This is a genomic window from Enterobacter mori (genome assembly GCF_025244905.1).
In the GTDB taxonomy this organism is placed as follows: domain Bacteria; phylum Pseudomonadota; class Gammaproteobacteria; order Enterobacterales; family Enterobacteriaceae; genus Enterobacter; species Enterobacter mori_A.
This window is the reverse complement of the sequence record NZ_CP104285.1, coordinates 2,839,205-2,853,827: the sequence shown is the minus strand read 5'-3', so window position 1 is coordinate 2,853,827 and position 14,623 is coordinate 2,839,205. Positions and strand designations below refer to the sequence as shown.

The 14,623-nt window shown below is 57.2% G+C and carries 16 protein-coding genes; 3 read left to right on the top strand and 13 right to left on the bottom strand.

Going from position 1 to position 14,623, the window contains the following annotated elements; translation table 11 throughout:
- Position 1: 1 nt before the first annotated feature.
- The 9 genes from fliN to fliF form a co-directional block, all read right to left on the bottom strand.
- On the bottom strand, positions 2-415 hold the full coding sequence (fliN, locus tag N2K86_RS13495; RefSeq protein ID WP_003859592.1) for a flagellar motor switch protein FliN: 414 nt from the start codon (positions 413-415) through the stop codon (positions 2-4).
- Positions 412-1,416 carry a flagellar motor switch protein FliM gene (gene fliM, locus N2K86_RS13490; RefSeq protein ID WP_010432363.1) on the bottom strand — a complete coding sequence of 335 codons (1,005 nt, stop codon included), beginning with the start codon at positions 1,414-1,416 and terminating at the stop codon, positions 412-414. Before fliM ends, fliN begins: the two co-directional genes overlap by 4 nt.
- A 4-nt stretch (positions 1,417-1,420) precedes the next feature.
- On the bottom strand, positions 1,421-1,891 hold the full coding sequence (gene fliL / locus N2K86_RS13485; protein WP_010432366.1) for a flagellar basal body-associated protein FliL: 471 nt from the start codon (positions 1,889-1,891) through the stop codon (positions 1,421-1,423).
- 106 nt (positions 1,892-1,997) lie between these two features.
- Entirely contained in the window at positions 1,998-3,227 is a 1,230-nt protein-coding gene (fliK, locus tag N2K86_RS13480; protein WP_260658923.1) for a flagellar hook length control protein FliK, read from the bottom strand.
- On the bottom strand, positions 3,224-3,667 hold the full coding sequence (gene fliJ, locus N2K86_RS13475) for a flagellar export protein FliJ (RefSeq protein WP_010432373.1): 444 nt from the start codon (positions 3,665-3,667) through the stop codon (positions 3,224-3,226). Before fliJ ends, fliK begins: the two co-directional genes overlap by 4 nt.
- A gap of 21 nt (positions 3,668-3,688) precedes the next feature.
- A complete protein-coding gene (gene fliI / locus N2K86_RS13470) occupies positions 3,689-5,059 on the bottom strand; it encodes a flagellar protein export ATPase FliI (protein WP_010432376.1) in 1,371 nt (456 codons plus the stop codon).
- Positions 5,059-5,766, bottom strand: a complete 708-nt coding sequence (gene fliH, locus N2K86_RS13465; RefSeq protein ID WP_260658922.1) for a flagellar assembly protein FliH — start codon at positions 5,764-5,766, stop codon at positions 5,059-5,061. Before fliH ends, fliI begins: the two co-directional genes overlap by 1 nt.
- Complete coding sequence (gene fliG, locus N2K86_RS13460; RefSeq protein ID WP_089599455.1) at positions 5,759-6,757, bottom strand: flagellar motor switch protein FliG; 999 nt, start codon at positions 6,755-6,757, stop codon at positions 5,759-5,761. The genes fliH and fliG overlap by 8 nt, the downstream gene beginning before the upstream one ends.
- Positions 6,750-8,417, bottom strand: coding sequence for a flagellar basal-body MS-ring/collar protein FliF (gene fliF / locus N2K86_RS13455; protein ID WP_260658921.1), 1,668 nt, complete (start codon positions 8,415-8,417; stop codon positions 6,750-6,752). Before fliF ends, fliG begins: the two co-directional genes overlap by 8 nt.
- Before the next feature lie 228 nt (positions 8,418-8,645).
- On the opposite strand from fliF, the gene fliE reads away from it, so the two are divergent.
- From fliE to N2K86_RS13440, 3 genes are all read left to right on the top strand, one after another.
- Positions 8,646-8,960, top strand: coding sequence for a flagellar hook-basal body complex protein FliE (gene fliE, locus N2K86_RS13450; protein WP_010432385.1), 315 nt, complete (start codon positions 8,646-8,648; stop codon positions 8,958-8,960).
- A 75-nt stretch (positions 8,961-9,035) separates the two neighbouring features.
- The gene (gene yedD / locus N2K86_RS13445; RefSeq protein WP_260661683.1) at positions 9,036-9,449 is read left to right on the top strand and encodes a lipoprotein YedD; all 414 of its coding nucleotides are present in this window, start codon (positions 9,036-9,038) and stop codon (positions 9,447-9,449) included.
- A gap of 231 nt (positions 9,450-9,680) precedes the next feature.
- Positions 9,681-10,667 (top strand): IS110 family transposase, encoded by a 987-nt coding sequence (locus tag N2K86_RS13440; protein ID WP_260658920.1) that lies wholly within the window; start codon positions 9,681-9,683, stop codon positions 10,665-10,667.
- 63 nt (positions 10,668-10,730) lie between these two features.
- Here the strand turns inward: N2K86_RS13440 and amyA are convergent, their stop codons facing one another.
- The 4 genes from amyA to fliD all read right to left on the bottom strand — a co-directional run bounded on the left by amyA (position 10,731) and on the right by fliD (position 14,541).
- A complete protein-coding gene (gene amyA / locus N2K86_RS13435) occupies positions 10,731-12,218 on the bottom strand; it encodes an alpha-amylase (protein ID WP_260658919.1) in 1,488 nt (495 codons plus the stop codon).
- A 98-nt stretch (positions 12,219-12,316) separates the two neighbouring features.
- On the bottom strand, positions 12,317-12,688 hold the full coding sequence (fliT, locus tag N2K86_RS13430; RefSeq protein WP_260658918.1) for a flagella biosynthesis regulatory protein FliT: 372 nt from the start codon (positions 12,686-12,688) through the stop codon (positions 12,317-12,319).
- Entirely contained in the window at positions 12,688-13,098 is a 411-nt protein-coding gene (fliS, locus tag N2K86_RS13425) for a flagellar export chaperone FliS (RefSeq protein WP_010432394.1), read from the bottom strand. Before fliS ends, fliT begins: the two co-directional genes overlap by 1 nt.
- Positions 13,099-13,128: 30 nt before the next feature.
- Positions 13,129-14,541 (bottom strand): flagellar filament capping protein FliD, encoded by a 1,413-nt coding sequence (fliD, locus tag N2K86_RS13420; protein ID WP_260658917.1) that lies wholly within the window; start codon positions 14,539-14,541, stop codon positions 13,129-13,131.
- Positions 14,542-14,623: the final 82 nt, after the last annotated feature.

Below are 14,623 nucleotides of genomic sequence, written 5' to 3'. Positions count from 1 at the left end.
CTTAACGGCTCAGACGACGCATACGTTCGGATGGCGTAATGATGTCGGTGATGCGTACGCCGTACTTATCAGCAACCACCACCACTTCACCCTGAGCAATCAGATAACCGTTGATCAGAATATCCAGCGGCTCACCGGCCAGGCCGTCAAGGGCGACCACGGAACCCTGCGTCAGGCGCAGCAGCTCTTTAATGGTCATACGGGTGCGGCCCAGCTCAACCGTCAGCTTAACCGGGATATCCATGATCAGGTCGATATCCTGCAGCGTGCCGCTGACGTCGCCGCCGCCCAGCTGCTGGAATACCGCGTCCGCCGCGCTTTTCGTCGGGGTTGTCTTTTGCTCGTTTAACGCGTCAGCCCACAGATCGTCCAGTGCTCCGCTGTTTTCATCGGACGGATTGTTCATGTCACTCATTTGGGCTGTTCCTCATTCAGCGAATTCAATATCGGGTTGATCAAGTGCTCAACGCGTAACGCATACTGGCCGTTAATTGTGCCGTACTGACTGGTCAGCACGGGGACACCATCCACATGGGCAATAATGCGGTCGGGTTTTTCTATCGGCAAAACGTCGCCGGGTTGTAATTTCAGGATCTGAGATAACCGCAGCGGAATATCGGCAAAGCTCGCCACCAGCTCCAGCTGCGAATGCTGAACCTGGCGGACCAGGTTTTCACGCCAGTTCTGATCTTCGTGGCGCGAGTTCTCCAGCGGCGGGTTCACCAGCAGCTCGCGCAGCGGTTCGATCATGCTGAACGGCAGGCAGATGTTGAACTCACCGGTCAGGTTGCCGATTTCAACATGGAACGGCGTGTTAACGACGATATCGTTCGGCGAGGTGGTGATATTGGTAAATTTCACCTGCATCTCGGAACGGACGTACTCCACTTCCAGCGGGTTAATCGCCTTCCACGCGTCGCTATAGGATTCCAGCGCCAGCTTCAGCATGCGGTTAATGACGCGCTGCTCGGTATGGGTAAACTCGCGGCCTTCCACTTTGGTCGGGAAACGCCCGTCGCCGCCGAACAGGTTATCCACCGCAATGAACACCAGGCTTGGTGAAAACACCACCAGACCGGTGCCGCGCAGCGGCTTCAGATGGATCAGGTTAAGGTTGGTTGGCACCGGCAGGTTGCGGGCAAACTCATGATACGGCTGAATGCGGATCGCGCCGACGGTGATATCCGGGCTACGACGCAGCAGGTTAAACAGCCCCATACGGAACTGACGCGCAAAACGTTCGTTGATGATCTCCAGCGCCTGCAGACGTTCACGTACCACGCGACGCTGGGTATTCGGGTCATAGGGGCGAATATTGTCGTCGCCGCTCAGACCCGGTTGCGGATCATCACTTTTATCGCTGTCGCCGTTGAGCAGCGCATCGATTTCTGCCTGAGAAAGAATACTGTCGCCCATGTCGTTACCGCAGAATGAAGGCTGTATACAGAACGTCAGTGACTTCCTGCTTAGGTTGGCCGTTTACCAGCGGGGTCGACAGCGTCTGTTTGATGGCGTCGACCAGTTTTTGCTTACCGTCATCGGTAGCGAGCGTCGAAGCGTCCTGACGAGAGAACAGCAGCAGCAGACGGCTACGCACTTCAGGAAGATAATCGTTCAGACGAGAACGAGTCGCTTCGTCTTTCAGGCGCAGCGTAATGCCAACATAAAGCACACGATCCGCATCACCCAGGTTGACGGTGAAGGTGTCCAGCGGGAAGAACACGGGAGCCGGAGGCGGTGGCGCTTCAGCTTTGGCAGCAGCGGCAGTCGGTTCCTGCTGCATACGCCAGTAACTATAGCCCGCGGTAGCGCAGGCGGCGAGCGTGATCAACACCAACAGCGGGATCCAGATGGAGCGCTTACTTTTTTTGGTGATAGCGGAGTCAGTCATCTGATACGAGCTTCCTGTTTCGGTACAGCTTAATAGGGTGATTATCCCGTGTCCGCCTTATCTCAAAGCGTGGAAAAGACGGGAATAATCACGCTACCTCTGGCGTTTAGGCGAAGATATCCACTGCGCCATTTCCGCGCGCGGCGGATTGCAGGGCGGCAGGGGTCGGCAATAACTCATCACTCTCTTCATTGAACGCGCCGTGCTGGCCCGAGCGGGAAGCCTGCTGTTGCTGCTGTGATGAGGATTGCTGCTGTCCAGCGAAGCTCTCGCTGCTGACGCTACTCTGCGAAAGCTGAATGCCGCTTTCCGCCAGAGAGGTGCGTAAGACCGGCAGTGCCGCCTCCAGCGCCGCGCGCACGTGGCTGTGCGGAGACACCATCTGCAGCTGTGCCTGGTTATCATCCAGTTTAAGCGAGATTTGCACCTGGCCCAGGTCTTCCGGGTGCAGGCGCAGCTCAGCGGTCTGCTGGCCTTGCTTCGTGAACAGCGTGATGTGCTGGCTCAGCGTCTGCTGCCATTCGCTGGTGCCGAGCGGCTGGCTCAGTACCGGCGCGGTGGCAACGGTTGCAGCAGGCTGTGAGGACGCGTGGCTGCTGAGGATCGGTGCCAGGGTTGCGGTGGGCGAGGTTGACGATGACGACGCGCTGCTCGCGATGTCCTGTTTCTCAGCCGCCGCCGCGACCGCAGGCGTCACGGGTACGCTGGCGGGAAGAGCAGCGTCAGCCGTTTGTGCCACAGGCTGAGACGCCGCCTGAGTCTGGCTATTATCTTTGCCGGGCAACACGTTTTTCAGCGTTTGCGGAAGTGCGGAGGTGAGGGATGCCTGAGCGGCAACGCCGTCGACATGGGTTGCCTGCGTCGTCACGGGTGTTGTCGTCTGCTGGTGCGGCAACATCGCCATCAGCGCGCTGAGCCCCGCGAGTTCGTCTTCGCTGAGATCGGTTTTGCCGTCATCTTTTGCGGACGCGTGCGTCAGCGTCTTTAACGCATCACCGTTGGTCGTCGGCATCAGCCCGGACACCAGCGTTTGCAGCGCAGTGGTTTTCGCCGCGTCATCGTCGGCGGTTAGCGTCTCCTGGCGTGAGAGCAGGTCGGCAATTTTGGCCTGCAGGGTGGTCTCGCCTGTTTCCTGCTGCGCCACCCTGGACAGCTTGCTGCCAGCGGCTTTCAAATCAGCCAGGGTCAGCGGCGCATCTTTGCCCTGACCGGTCGCATCGGTCAACGCGCCCGCCAGCAGAGAAAGAAAGTCTTGCGCATCCTCGGCGCCTTTCCCCGTTTGCGTGCCGCCTGACAGGTCGCTGTCGGTCATCAGCAGTTGTTGCAGTGTGATCATTCCGGTTTCCTCATTGATGCGCGCTGGGCAAACTCATCCATTTTCTTCTGATCCAGGCGGTTTTCCGCCAGGGTTGACGCCGCGACCTGTCGGTCCTGTAGCGTTTGCCAGGCCTGCAGCCGCTGTTTTTTCTCGCGCCAGAAGTTGAGCGCGGTATCCACTTTTTCGGTCCACTGGTTAAGCTGCAGGCGGTGTTGTTCAATCGCCTTTTCCAGCGTCTGGATAAACTGCTGATAGTTGATCCAGCGCTGGCTGCCAATGCCCTGCGTCATATCGGTATTCAGGTTGGTGCGATATTCATGCTGATAGTCGATTAACATCTTCAGTTGCTCTTCAGCCTGCTGGCACCCGCGTCGCATTGCGCCGAGCTGCAGTGCGGCATCATCAACTTCTTTTTCAGCCAGATCTTTTAGCGTTGATAACGCGCTGTTTTGCGCCATGACCTTCGCCCTCCACCTGTGTTACACCTGCGGGAAAATCAGATCCAGAGCCTGGATTGAGTCTTCCCAGTCGGCGCGTTCAAAAATGCCTTGTTGCAAAAACGCCTCCAGCTGCGGCCAGAGCGCAATCGCTTTGTCGAGCATCGGATCGCTGCCTTTGGCATACGCCCCAACGCTCACCAGATCGCGGTTGCGCTGGAAGCTGGAGAGCAGTTGTTTGAAGTTACGCACGCGGGCGTAGTGCTTCTCGGTTATCAGCGCCGTCATTGCGCGGCTGATGGATGCTTCAATATCAATCGCCGGGTAATGCCCCGCTTCGGCCAGACGGCGCGACAGCACAATGTGACCGTCGAGGATCGCACGCGCAGAGTCGGCAATCGGATCCTGCTGGTCATCGCCCTCGGTCAGCACCGTATAGAATGCGGTGATCGAGCCGCCGCCGCTGATGCCGTTCCCCGCGCGTTCGACCAGCGCCGGGAGCTTGGCGAATACCGAAGGCGGATAACCTTTGGTGGCCGGAGGCTCACCGATAGCGAGCGCGATTTCACGCTGCGCCATCGCGTAACGGGTCAGGGAGTCCATGATCAGCAAAACGTGCTGACCGCGATCGCGAAAATCTTCGGCGATGCGGGTCGCGTAGGCGGCACCCTGCATACGCAGTAATGGTGATACATCCGCCGGGGCGGCGATAACCACCGAGCGGGCGCGACCTTCCGCACCCAGGATATTTTCGATGAAGTCTTTGACTTCGCGTCCACGCTCGCCAATCAGCCCCACAACGATCACATCGGCCTGGGTATAGCGCGCCATCATGCCGAGCAGGACGGATTTCCCCACGCCGGACCCGGCGAACAGGCCCATACGTTGTCCACGTCCCACGGTCAGCAGGGCGTTAATCGGGCGTACGCCGGTATCCAGCACGTGCTCAATGGGGGTACGCTGCAGCGGGTTGAACGGCTGGGTGATCAGCGCCCCGGTTTCGGTGGTGTCCGGCGAGGGCAGGCCGTCGAGCGGCTTGCCGCTGCCGTCCAGCACGCGCCCCAGCAGCGCTGGCCCAAGCGGTAACTGCTTGCCGCTTTGCAGACCGTCGCCTGAACTGTTTTTCGCGTAGACGCGCGCGCCGGGCAGAATGCCTTCCACCTCTTCGAGCGGCATCAGGAACAGGCGCTGGCCGTTAAATCCGACCACTTCACTTTCGACCTCACGCATTTCCAGCCCGTCCTGACGCTCAATAACGCAGGTGGCACCCAGCGGAAGCTGCAGGCCCGTCGCTTCCAGCACCAGGCCGGTGGCGCGGGTCAGACGTCCATAACGACGAACGGATGGCAGTTGCGCCATCTTCGTTTCAAAGTTATCGAGCGTGTTGAGCCAGCGGGTAAGGCGTGCGGTCATCAGACAACTCCCGGTGCTGCCAGGCGGCACAGTTCTTGCCAGCGGGTGGCGACGCTGGCATCCAGATCGCCCTCATCCGCAGAGACTTTGCACCCGCCATGGTGTAACGAGGGATCGCCGCGCAGCCGCCAGCCGTGCAGGCTGAGCGTCGCGCCAAGACTCTCTTCCACGCGCTGGAGATCGTCCGGGTGTACGCGCAGCTGCGGTTTGCCGCTGAACAGTGGCTCCTGCTGGAGCAGACCCTGAATCTGTTTAATCAGCGCCGAGTTATCGACGGCTGGCGTCTGGCCGATCACCTGACGCGCGGCTTCCAGCGCCATCTGCATCAGGCGCGACGCAATCACGCTGTCGAGCGCGTCCAGCGTGTGCTGGAACTCGCTCACCAGCTGCTGCATACGGGCATTGAGCGGCGCCTGCTGCTGACGCGCCTGTTCGATGCCTTGCTCCAGCCCTTTTGCCAGCCCTTCCTGATAACCCTGCTCCTGGCCTTTCTGCCGTCCTTCGTGCAGACCGGCGTTAAAGCCTTGTTCGTGCGCCTGCATTTGCATCTGTGCCAGCATCTGCGCACGCTGCTCTTCTTCGCTCAGCTCGGGTACCGCGGTATCGATCTCGCCCTCATCGGACGAGATCGCGACGGGGGTAAACTCGGAGAGGGGAGGTGCCAGATCGTCGGGCGTCCAGCGCGTCCACGGCAGCTCATTAGACATAGGTGTCGTCTCCGCTGCCAATCACCATCTCGCCGGTTTCGGCCAGTCGACGAACGATAAGCAGGATAGCTTTCTGCTCGTTTTCCACCTGAGACAGACGCACCGGACCACGGTTGGCCAGGTCGTCGCGCAGGATATCGGCTGCACGCTGGGACATGTTGCGCAGGAACTTCTCGCGCAGCGGCTGCTCGGCACCTTTGAGGGCGATAAGCAGCGATTCGGAATCCACTTCCTGGAGCAGGCGCTGGATGCTGCGATCGTCCACTTCGACCAGGTTTTCGAACAGGAACATCTCGTCGATAATTTTCTGTGCCAGCTCGCCGTCGAACTCGCGCACCGCCGTGATGACCGCTTCTTCCTGCTGCGTTTTCATCAGGTTGATGATCTCGGCCGCCGTTCTCACGCCGCCCATTTTGCTGCGCTTGAGGTTCTGGCCGTCGAGCAGGTTGTTCAACACTTCGGTCAGCTCCGCCAGCGCGGCTGGCTGGACACCGCCAAACGTGGCGATACGCAGCATCACATCGTGACGCAGACGCTCTTCGAACAGCGCCAGAATATCGGCTGCCTGGCCCCGTTTGAGGTGAACCAGAATGGTCGCGATAATCTGCGGGTGCTCGTCGCGAATAAGATCGGCGGCACTCTGCGGCTCCATAAAGTTGAGCGTTTCGATACCGCTGGCGGTATCGCGGGTTTCCAGAATATCTTCCAGCAGGCTGGCGGCACGCTCTTCGCCCAGCGCCTTGACCAGCACGGAGCGCAGGTATTCGTTGGCGTTGACGTTGAGCGCCGCAAACTGTTCGGCTTCCTGCTCAAATTCCGCCAGCACTTCGGTCAACTGCTTGTTGGAGATCTGCCGCACGTTGGCCATGGCCGCAGAGAGGATTTGCACCTCTCTTTGCGAGAGGTGTTTGAACACCTCTGCCGCGCGGTCTTCGCCAATGGTCATCAGCAGGATGACGCTTTTATCGGTACCTGTAAGCGTATTACTCATGTTCGTTACCCATCCAGCTGCGGATGACCAGCGCGACGACGCGCGGATCGTTGTCTGACATTTCGCGAATGCGCTGGCTCATGACCTCTGCGCCCATACGCTGGTTAGCGCGGCGCTGCTGCACCTGCTCGTCTTTGCTGAGGCGCACTTCAACCGCTTCTTCCACTTCCTGGCGATTATTCATCTGTTCCAGTGCGGCTTTCTCGGCTTCAGCACGGCGCTGGAGCTGAGGACGAATGCCCTTACGCCACAGCAGCCAGGCGACAATCAGCACCAGCAGCCAGCGGCCTGCGGACATCAGCTGATCGATAAACGCCTGCTGTTGCCAGAACGGCAGTTCGCCACCGCTTTCATCAACCGAGTTGAACGGTGAGTTGACCACGTTAAGCGTGTCGCCGCGTTTCTCGGAGTAGCCCATCGCTTCGCGGGTCAGATCTTCAATCTGCTTCATCTGCTCGGCCGTCAGCGGCAGAGGCTTGCCGTCCGGCAGGGTTTTGTAGTTCACCACGACGGCAACAGACAGACGCTGAATATCCCCCACGTTCAGTTTGGTGTGGCGGATAGTACGGTCCACTTCGTAGTTTGTGGTTTCGTTGCGGCTGCTGGTACGCGGTCCTGCGTTAGTTGCCGTTGAGGTTGTCTGCTGTGCATTCTGCTGGTTGGCCGGAGGCGTTGAAATCGGTGCCGCGTTAGCCGGGGCAGGCTGGTTAGACAACGCGCCCGGCACGCCGCCAGGGTAGGGGCCGCCCACCTGCTCGTTCGAGTTAATCTGACGAGAACGCATTACCGCCTGAGACGGATCGCCGTTCGGGCTGTACTGCTCTTCCGTTTGTTCTTTATTTGCAAAATCGATCTGCGCGGTAACCTGCGCATGCACGTTGCTGTTACCGACGACCGGGCCCAGTATCGCTTCGATACGGCGCTGAAGACGACCTTCCACATCGGCCGCGTACTTCAGCTGCGCGTCGTTCAGATCGCGACCGGCGCTGTTGTTTTGCGTCAGCAGATGACCGCCCTGATCCACCAGCGTCACGTTACCCGGCGGTAAACCTGCGACCGCGCTGGAGACCAGGTGCGTAACCGCGCTGATTTGCCCTTCATCCAGCGCGCGGCCAGGTTCAAGGTTGACGGTTACGGAGGCAGAAGGGGATTTCTGTTCACGAACAAATAAAGAGGGTTTAGGCATGGCAAGGTGCACACGCGCACTCTTCACCGGGCCTAGGGTTTCAATGGTACGGGCCAGTTCACCTTCCAGCGCGCGCTGGTAGTTCACCTGCTCGCTGAACTGGCTGATACCGAATTTTTCCTGATCCAGCAGTTCGAAACCGACCGCACCGCCTTTCGGCAGGCCCTGCTGCGCCAGGCGCAGGCGAAGCTCATGCACCTTATCCGCTGGCACTTCAAGCGCGCCGCCGTTATCGGCAAAGCGATAAGGGATGTTCATCTGGGTAAGCTGGGTGACGATGGCACCGCCATCCTGATCGGAAAGGTTACTGTAAAGCGTGCGGTAATCAGGGCTTTTCGCCCACAGGACCATCGCAACAAGGATCGCAATGGCGGCAGCGCCTGCCACGATCAACGGGATTTTAGGGTTCGCGCGAAGGCGGTTCATCCACTCGAGTGATTTATTCTGTGGCGCTGTCGATGCTGTTGCACTCATTGCGCACCTCTTAAATCCTGGTGGTTTACGTTATTCGTGTAGAGAAACAAAACTGACTCCCGGGTCGGCAAACACGACAAAAGTTCCATATTGATGGCCCTGCCATTATTTGATGATTCGGGATTTTCTATGCGTCAAATAACCTGGTTTTTTAACGCTATTTACCGCCATTATCTGATTGACAAGCTGTTAGTCTTGACCGCGTAAAAATCCATCCAGGGGAAAGTCATGGCTATACAGGGCATTGAAGGGGTCATCAGTCAGCTGCAGGCAACGGCAATGACGGCGCGTAATCAGAACGTGATGGATGAACCTTCAACCATCAGCTTTGCGGGGCAACTGCACGCCGCGCTTGACCGTATCAGCGACAAGCAGAACGCCGCCCGGACGCAGGCGGAAAAATTTACGCTCGGTGAGCCGGGCGTGGCGCTCAATGATGTGATGGCCGATCTGCAAAAAGCGTCGGTATCTCTGCAGATGGGCCTCCAGGTGCGGAATAAGCTGGTATCGGCCTATCAGGACGTGATGTCCATGCAGGTGTAAAACCTGCCGATCTTGCGCTGGCACCCATACCGCTTTAATGCCACAATATTTTTTTCTTCCCACGCAGGAAAGATGATGAAAAAAATAGCAATTGTGGGTGCGCTTCTGGCGTTAACCGGCTGTGTTCAGGTTGATAATTATCAGGAAGTCATCAAGCATCCTGTACCGTCGCATCTGGCAGGGTACTGGCAGTCAAAAGGGCCTCAAAGCAAGATGGTGAGCCCGGAGGCGATTGCCACGCTGGTGGTGACGGAAGAGGGCGATACGCTGGATTGCCGTCAATGGCAGCGCGTGGTGGCGGTGCCGGGCAAGATTATGCTGCGTTCGGATGATTACTACAACGTGACCAGCAAGCTGGATATCTATCCGCTGGAGCGTGATGGCGCAACGCTTGAGTATGATGGTATGGAACTGCAAAAAGTGGATCGTCCAACGCTAGAGTGTGCGAATTACCTGAGCAAAAATCCGCTGGAGAGTAAACTTCCTTAGCCGTTTTTTGCCGGGTGGCGCTGACGCTTACCCGGCCTTGTATTATCCTCCCGTACAGAAAGAACCGGCCAGTTCTTTCTGTCAGGCAGTCCACATGCCGTACCCGGCCTTAGGCCTCGAGCCTGTGTTGTAGATCCCTGCAGTGGACTGCCCCTTCTCCACAAGTGACAAACCGGACAGTATCATGGACCGGTTTTCCCGGTAATCCGCATTCACAAGGTTGGTTTCACTATGGAACAGGAACTTCACTTTATTGGTATCGATGTCTCCAAAGCTAAGCTGGATGTCGATGTGTTGCGACCTGATGGCCGTCACCGCAGCAAAAAGTTTACTAACACCCCTAAAGGTCACGAGGAGCTGCTCAGGTGGCTCCGCAGCCATAATGTGGCTCCGGCCCACATCTGCATGGAGGCGACCAGCACCTATATGGAAGACGTCGCGGCTTCCCTCAGCGATGCCGGTTTCACCGTATCCATCATCAACCCGGCTCTGGGTAAAGCCTTTGCGCAGAGCGAAGGCCTGCGCAGTAAAACCGATGCCGTGGATGCCCGTATGCTGGCAGAGTTCTGCCGGCAGAAGCGTCCGGCAGCCTGGGAGGCACCGCATCCGGTGGAGCGCGCGTTGCGGGCGCTGGTACTGCGGCATCAGTCCCTGACGGACATGCACACGCAGGAGCTGAACCGCCGTGAGACGGCGCGGGAGGTGCAGATGCCGAGCATTGATGCGCACCTTCTGTGGCTGGAAGCGGAGCTGAAGCGGCTGGAGAAACAGATAAAGGACCTGACGGATGACGACCCGGACCTGAAGCACCGGCGAAAACTGCTGGACAGCATACCGGGTATCGGTGAAAAGACGTCCGCCGTGCTGCTGGCGTATGTGGGACTGAAGGACAGGTTCGGGCAGGCGCGGCAGTTCGCGGCGTTCGCAGGGCTGACACCGCGGCAACATGAATCCGGAAGCAGCGTAAACAGGGCAAGCAGGATGAGTAAGGCTGGCCATGTCTCGCTTCGCCGGGCGCTGTATATGCCCGCGATGGTGGCGCTGTACAAAACGGAGTGGGGAAAAGGATTCAGGGCGCGTCTGGAAAAGAACGGTAAGGGAGCGAAGCTGATAATCGGAGCGATGATGCGTAAGCTGGCGCAGGTGGCGTATGGCGTCCTGAAGTCAGGACGCCCGTTCGATGTCACGTTGCATCAGGAAAATGCTTGCGTGGCATAACAGTATCTACAAAAGTACCGTCCCGTAGGCCGGGTAAGGCGAAGCCGCCACCCGGCATTGTTACTAAAGCGTATCCTCTATTACCCACACGCTGACGCTTCCCCCGTTACAGAAGAACGTCCCTTCACCATCCGCCGCCGTGGTCACGGTTTCCTCGCGGTTGCCCAGAAAATCACGCCAGGTTTTATTGCCGTAATTCTCTCCCAGACAAATCACTTTTTCCCCGTCATCGCCATTGGAAAGGACCACCACGCAACCCGGCGCGTCGTCGGTCCCGCTGCGGCTGAATGCGATACAGTTAGGATGATCAAAAAACAGCGTCTGAATACCGTGGGCAAAACGCTGGCGGGCAAGGATCAGCTCATGCAGTTGTTCAATCACGGGCATATCAATATGGTATGTCTCACCGTCACCGCCGGTATCGTCGTAGCTGGCACCGAAGAGGTCCGGATAGAACACGCTCGGCACGCCGTTTTCGCGTAGCAGAATTAACGCATAGGCGAGCGGTTTAAACCAGGCTTCCACCGGGGCTTCAAGTGCCTGCAGGGGTTGGGTATCGTGGTTGGCAACCAGCGTTACCGCATGGAACGGATCGGCTTCCACCAGCGTGCCGGTGAAGATCTGGCTCATGTCATAGTCGCGCCCCTGACGCGACGCCTCGTGGAACTTCATCTGCAACGGCGCATCAAACAGCATGGTTTTGCCGTCTACCTGATTGATGTAGTTCTGCAGTTTATCCACCTCGTGCGACCAGTATTCCGCGACAACAAACAGCGGCTGCGGCGCCACCTCCTGCACGTGCTCAATCCACTCCTTATAAAACCAGGCCGGAATGTGTTTTACCGCATCCAGACGAAAACCGTCACACTGCGTTTGCTCCATCACCCAGCGCGCCCAGTATTTGATCTCCTCGGTGACGGCGCGATTGCGATAATCAATGTTCTCGCCCATCAGGTAGTCGAAATTCCCCATTTCGTCATCGACCTGGTCATTCCAGCCTTCATCGGTATAGTCGTTGACGATTTTAAAGATGTTGTCTTCATCGGGGTTTTCGATGTGATCGATGCCGCTGAAGCATTTGTAATCCCAGATGAACTGCGAGTATTTCCCGGCGCGGGCAGGGAAGGTGTAGCGCGTCCAGGCTTCACACTCGATGACTTCTTCTTCGATTTGGGTGCGATCCTGTTCATTAACGCGCTGGACGCGAACAGGCTCCTTCTCGTCCGCCCCCATTTTGTGGTTGACCACCACATCCAGCAGCACGGCAATCTGGTTGCTTTTGAGCGCGTCGATGGCCTCCAGCAGCTGTGCTTTATCGCCGTATTTGGTGGCGACGCTGCCTTTTTGATCGAATTCGCCGAGATCAAACAGATCGTAAGAGTCGTAGCCCACCGAGTATCCCCCCGATGCGCCTTTGTACGCCGGAGGTAGCCAGACCATGTTAATGCCGATTTCGTTGAGGTTAGGGGCTAAAGCCGTGACTTCTCGCCACAATTCACCGCCAGCGGGGTAATACCAGTGAAAGCATTGCAGTAAGGTTGGATTGCGCATGCACCGTCTCCATGAGGTCGCGAAACTCAAGTATGGAGTACGTTTTGCAGAAATGCCTGGCGAACGAAGCGGGAAACGTTCGTTCGCCAGCTACATGGCTAATTGAGATCGCTATTACTTTGCGGGACCAGGACATGACCGCCCTGGTTGCTGTAGGTGGAAAGAACGGTTTTCTGAATGGAGGATTGGCCCACCATTTTAGCCAGTTCATTCATTCTGGACTGCAGCAATGTTTTCACCTGGCTTTCATTGTCGAGGATCACGCGCAGGGTCGGTCGAAGTTGCTCCTGCAGTTGTGCAGAGGGTTCCGCTTCCTGCGTAAGACGAGCCAGCGAGTGCACCGCGTTGACATAATCGGTTTCACAAGTAATGAGATCATCCCATAAACCCTGGCGAGCCAGTCGCAACATCAACTGGCTCTGCTCAAGGAGTTGCTGATAAAGGGTATAGAGTTGCGGTGCATTACTCATTAGACGGCGTCCTGCATCAGTTGTGGCGTACCCGCAACCTCCTTCCACCCGTCAGCGATATTGCGCAGCAATGTTTCCACCTCTTCGATGGCGCTGGCGTCGTTATTCACGTTGGCGTGCAGGAGGCGACGTACCATATAGGCATAAAGGGCAATCAGGTTTTGCGTAAGCTCATCACCGTTATTGTCCACCAGGCCAACCTTCAACCCGTTTTCAATAATGTTAATGGCTTTCGAGAGTGCCAACCCCTTTGCCGGAATATTACCGTCTTGCAGGAACAGACGCGCGCGAACCAGCGCGCTGAGGGCTCCATCAAATAGCATGATAACCAGCTGCTGCTGGCTGGCGCTCATCACCGCGCTTTCAACCTCTATCTTTGCGTAGGCTTGCGTGCCTTTTGCGCCGTACATGTTATCCCCCTCGGGTTCGTTTAGCGTTTACTACTTGCTGCTGGACGTATTTTCAAACTGCTGCGTCAGGTAGCTGCTGGTGTTGTTCAGCGAGGTCATCAGTACGTCCAGTTGAGTAAACTGGGCTTTATACTGTGCCACGCGTGCGTCAATACGCTCGCTCACGGCGTTGTATTGATCCGTCAGCTTGTTCAGCGTTTTGCTGACGCCATCTTTGGCTGCCTGGATAATGCCTTTGCTGGAGAGCCAGTCAGTCAGTTGGGTGGCCATGGTGGTGGTGATCCCGGTGGTTTTACCGTCACCGACAACCAGGTCTTTCACGGCTGTCGGGTTATCCGTCAGCGCTTTTTTCATCTTATCGCTGTCCAGCTCCAGTTTTCCGGAGCTTGGGTCAGTGGTAATGCCCAATGACGACAGCGTTTTATAGGTGGTACCGCCCACGGTGTTGCTGAGCATGGTTTTCAGCTGGGTCTGGATCGTACGCAGCGTGCTGTCCCCAAGCAGGGCACCGTTGCTGGAATCCTGTGAATCTGTGCCTGCATCCACCGCCGTATATTTGGTTAAGGTTGCAAAGCTGTCCTGCAGCGTGTTGTACGCATCCACCCAGGCTTTCATTGCCGTTTCGGCTTTGGACGTATCTTTGGTGATCGTCAGCGTCTGGTTACCGGTGGTGACGTCATTCAGGTTCAGGGTGATATCTTCCAGCGCATCACTGATGGTGTTGCTGCTGTTTTCAATATCAACGTTGTTGACCTTCAGCTTGGCGTTCTGCGCGGTAACGCTTTCCGTCATGCCGTTGCTGGCGTCGGTGCTGGTGCCGTTGTAACCCATAAAGGTTTGCAGGGCGCTATCGCCGCTCACGCTGATGCTGACTGCGTTATCTGCACCGGTTTCCGTAGAGGTAATAGACAAACGATACTGACCATTACCGACGTTAATAATACTTGCGGTCACGCCCGCATCCGCTTTGTTGATGGCATCACGAATGCCGGTCAGCGAGGAGTTTGCCGCGCTGATATCCACGGTCACCGGATCTTTACCGTTGCCAGCGGTAAACGTAATTTTGCTGTCCGCGGTGGCAATGGCGGTTTTAGAGTCCGCCTGGGTATTTTTAGTGGTCAGCGTCTGCGCCTGCGCCAGCTGAGAGACGCTAATGGTGTATTTACCCGCAATGGCGCTGCCCGTCGTGGTGGCGCTGAATGCCGTGGTGCTGCTCGCCGTGCTGGTGGCCGTAAACAGGTCAGCTTTATTCAGCGCGGTGTTAGCGGTCTGAAACGCTTCCAGTGAACTCTTCAACGTGCCGTAAGCGCTAAGCTTGGCGGTATAAGATGTCTGTTGTTTGGAAATCGGCGTCAGCTGCGCTTTTTCGGCCGTGGTCAGACTATCCAGAATGTCTGCTAACTTAAGACCCGAACCAATCCCCAATGATGAAATACTTGCCATATTTATTCCTTAATCTATCGACACGTAGAACGAATAGTGGGGTTATCGGCCTTTATGCGTGAAAGTTTACGGTTAATTTCTT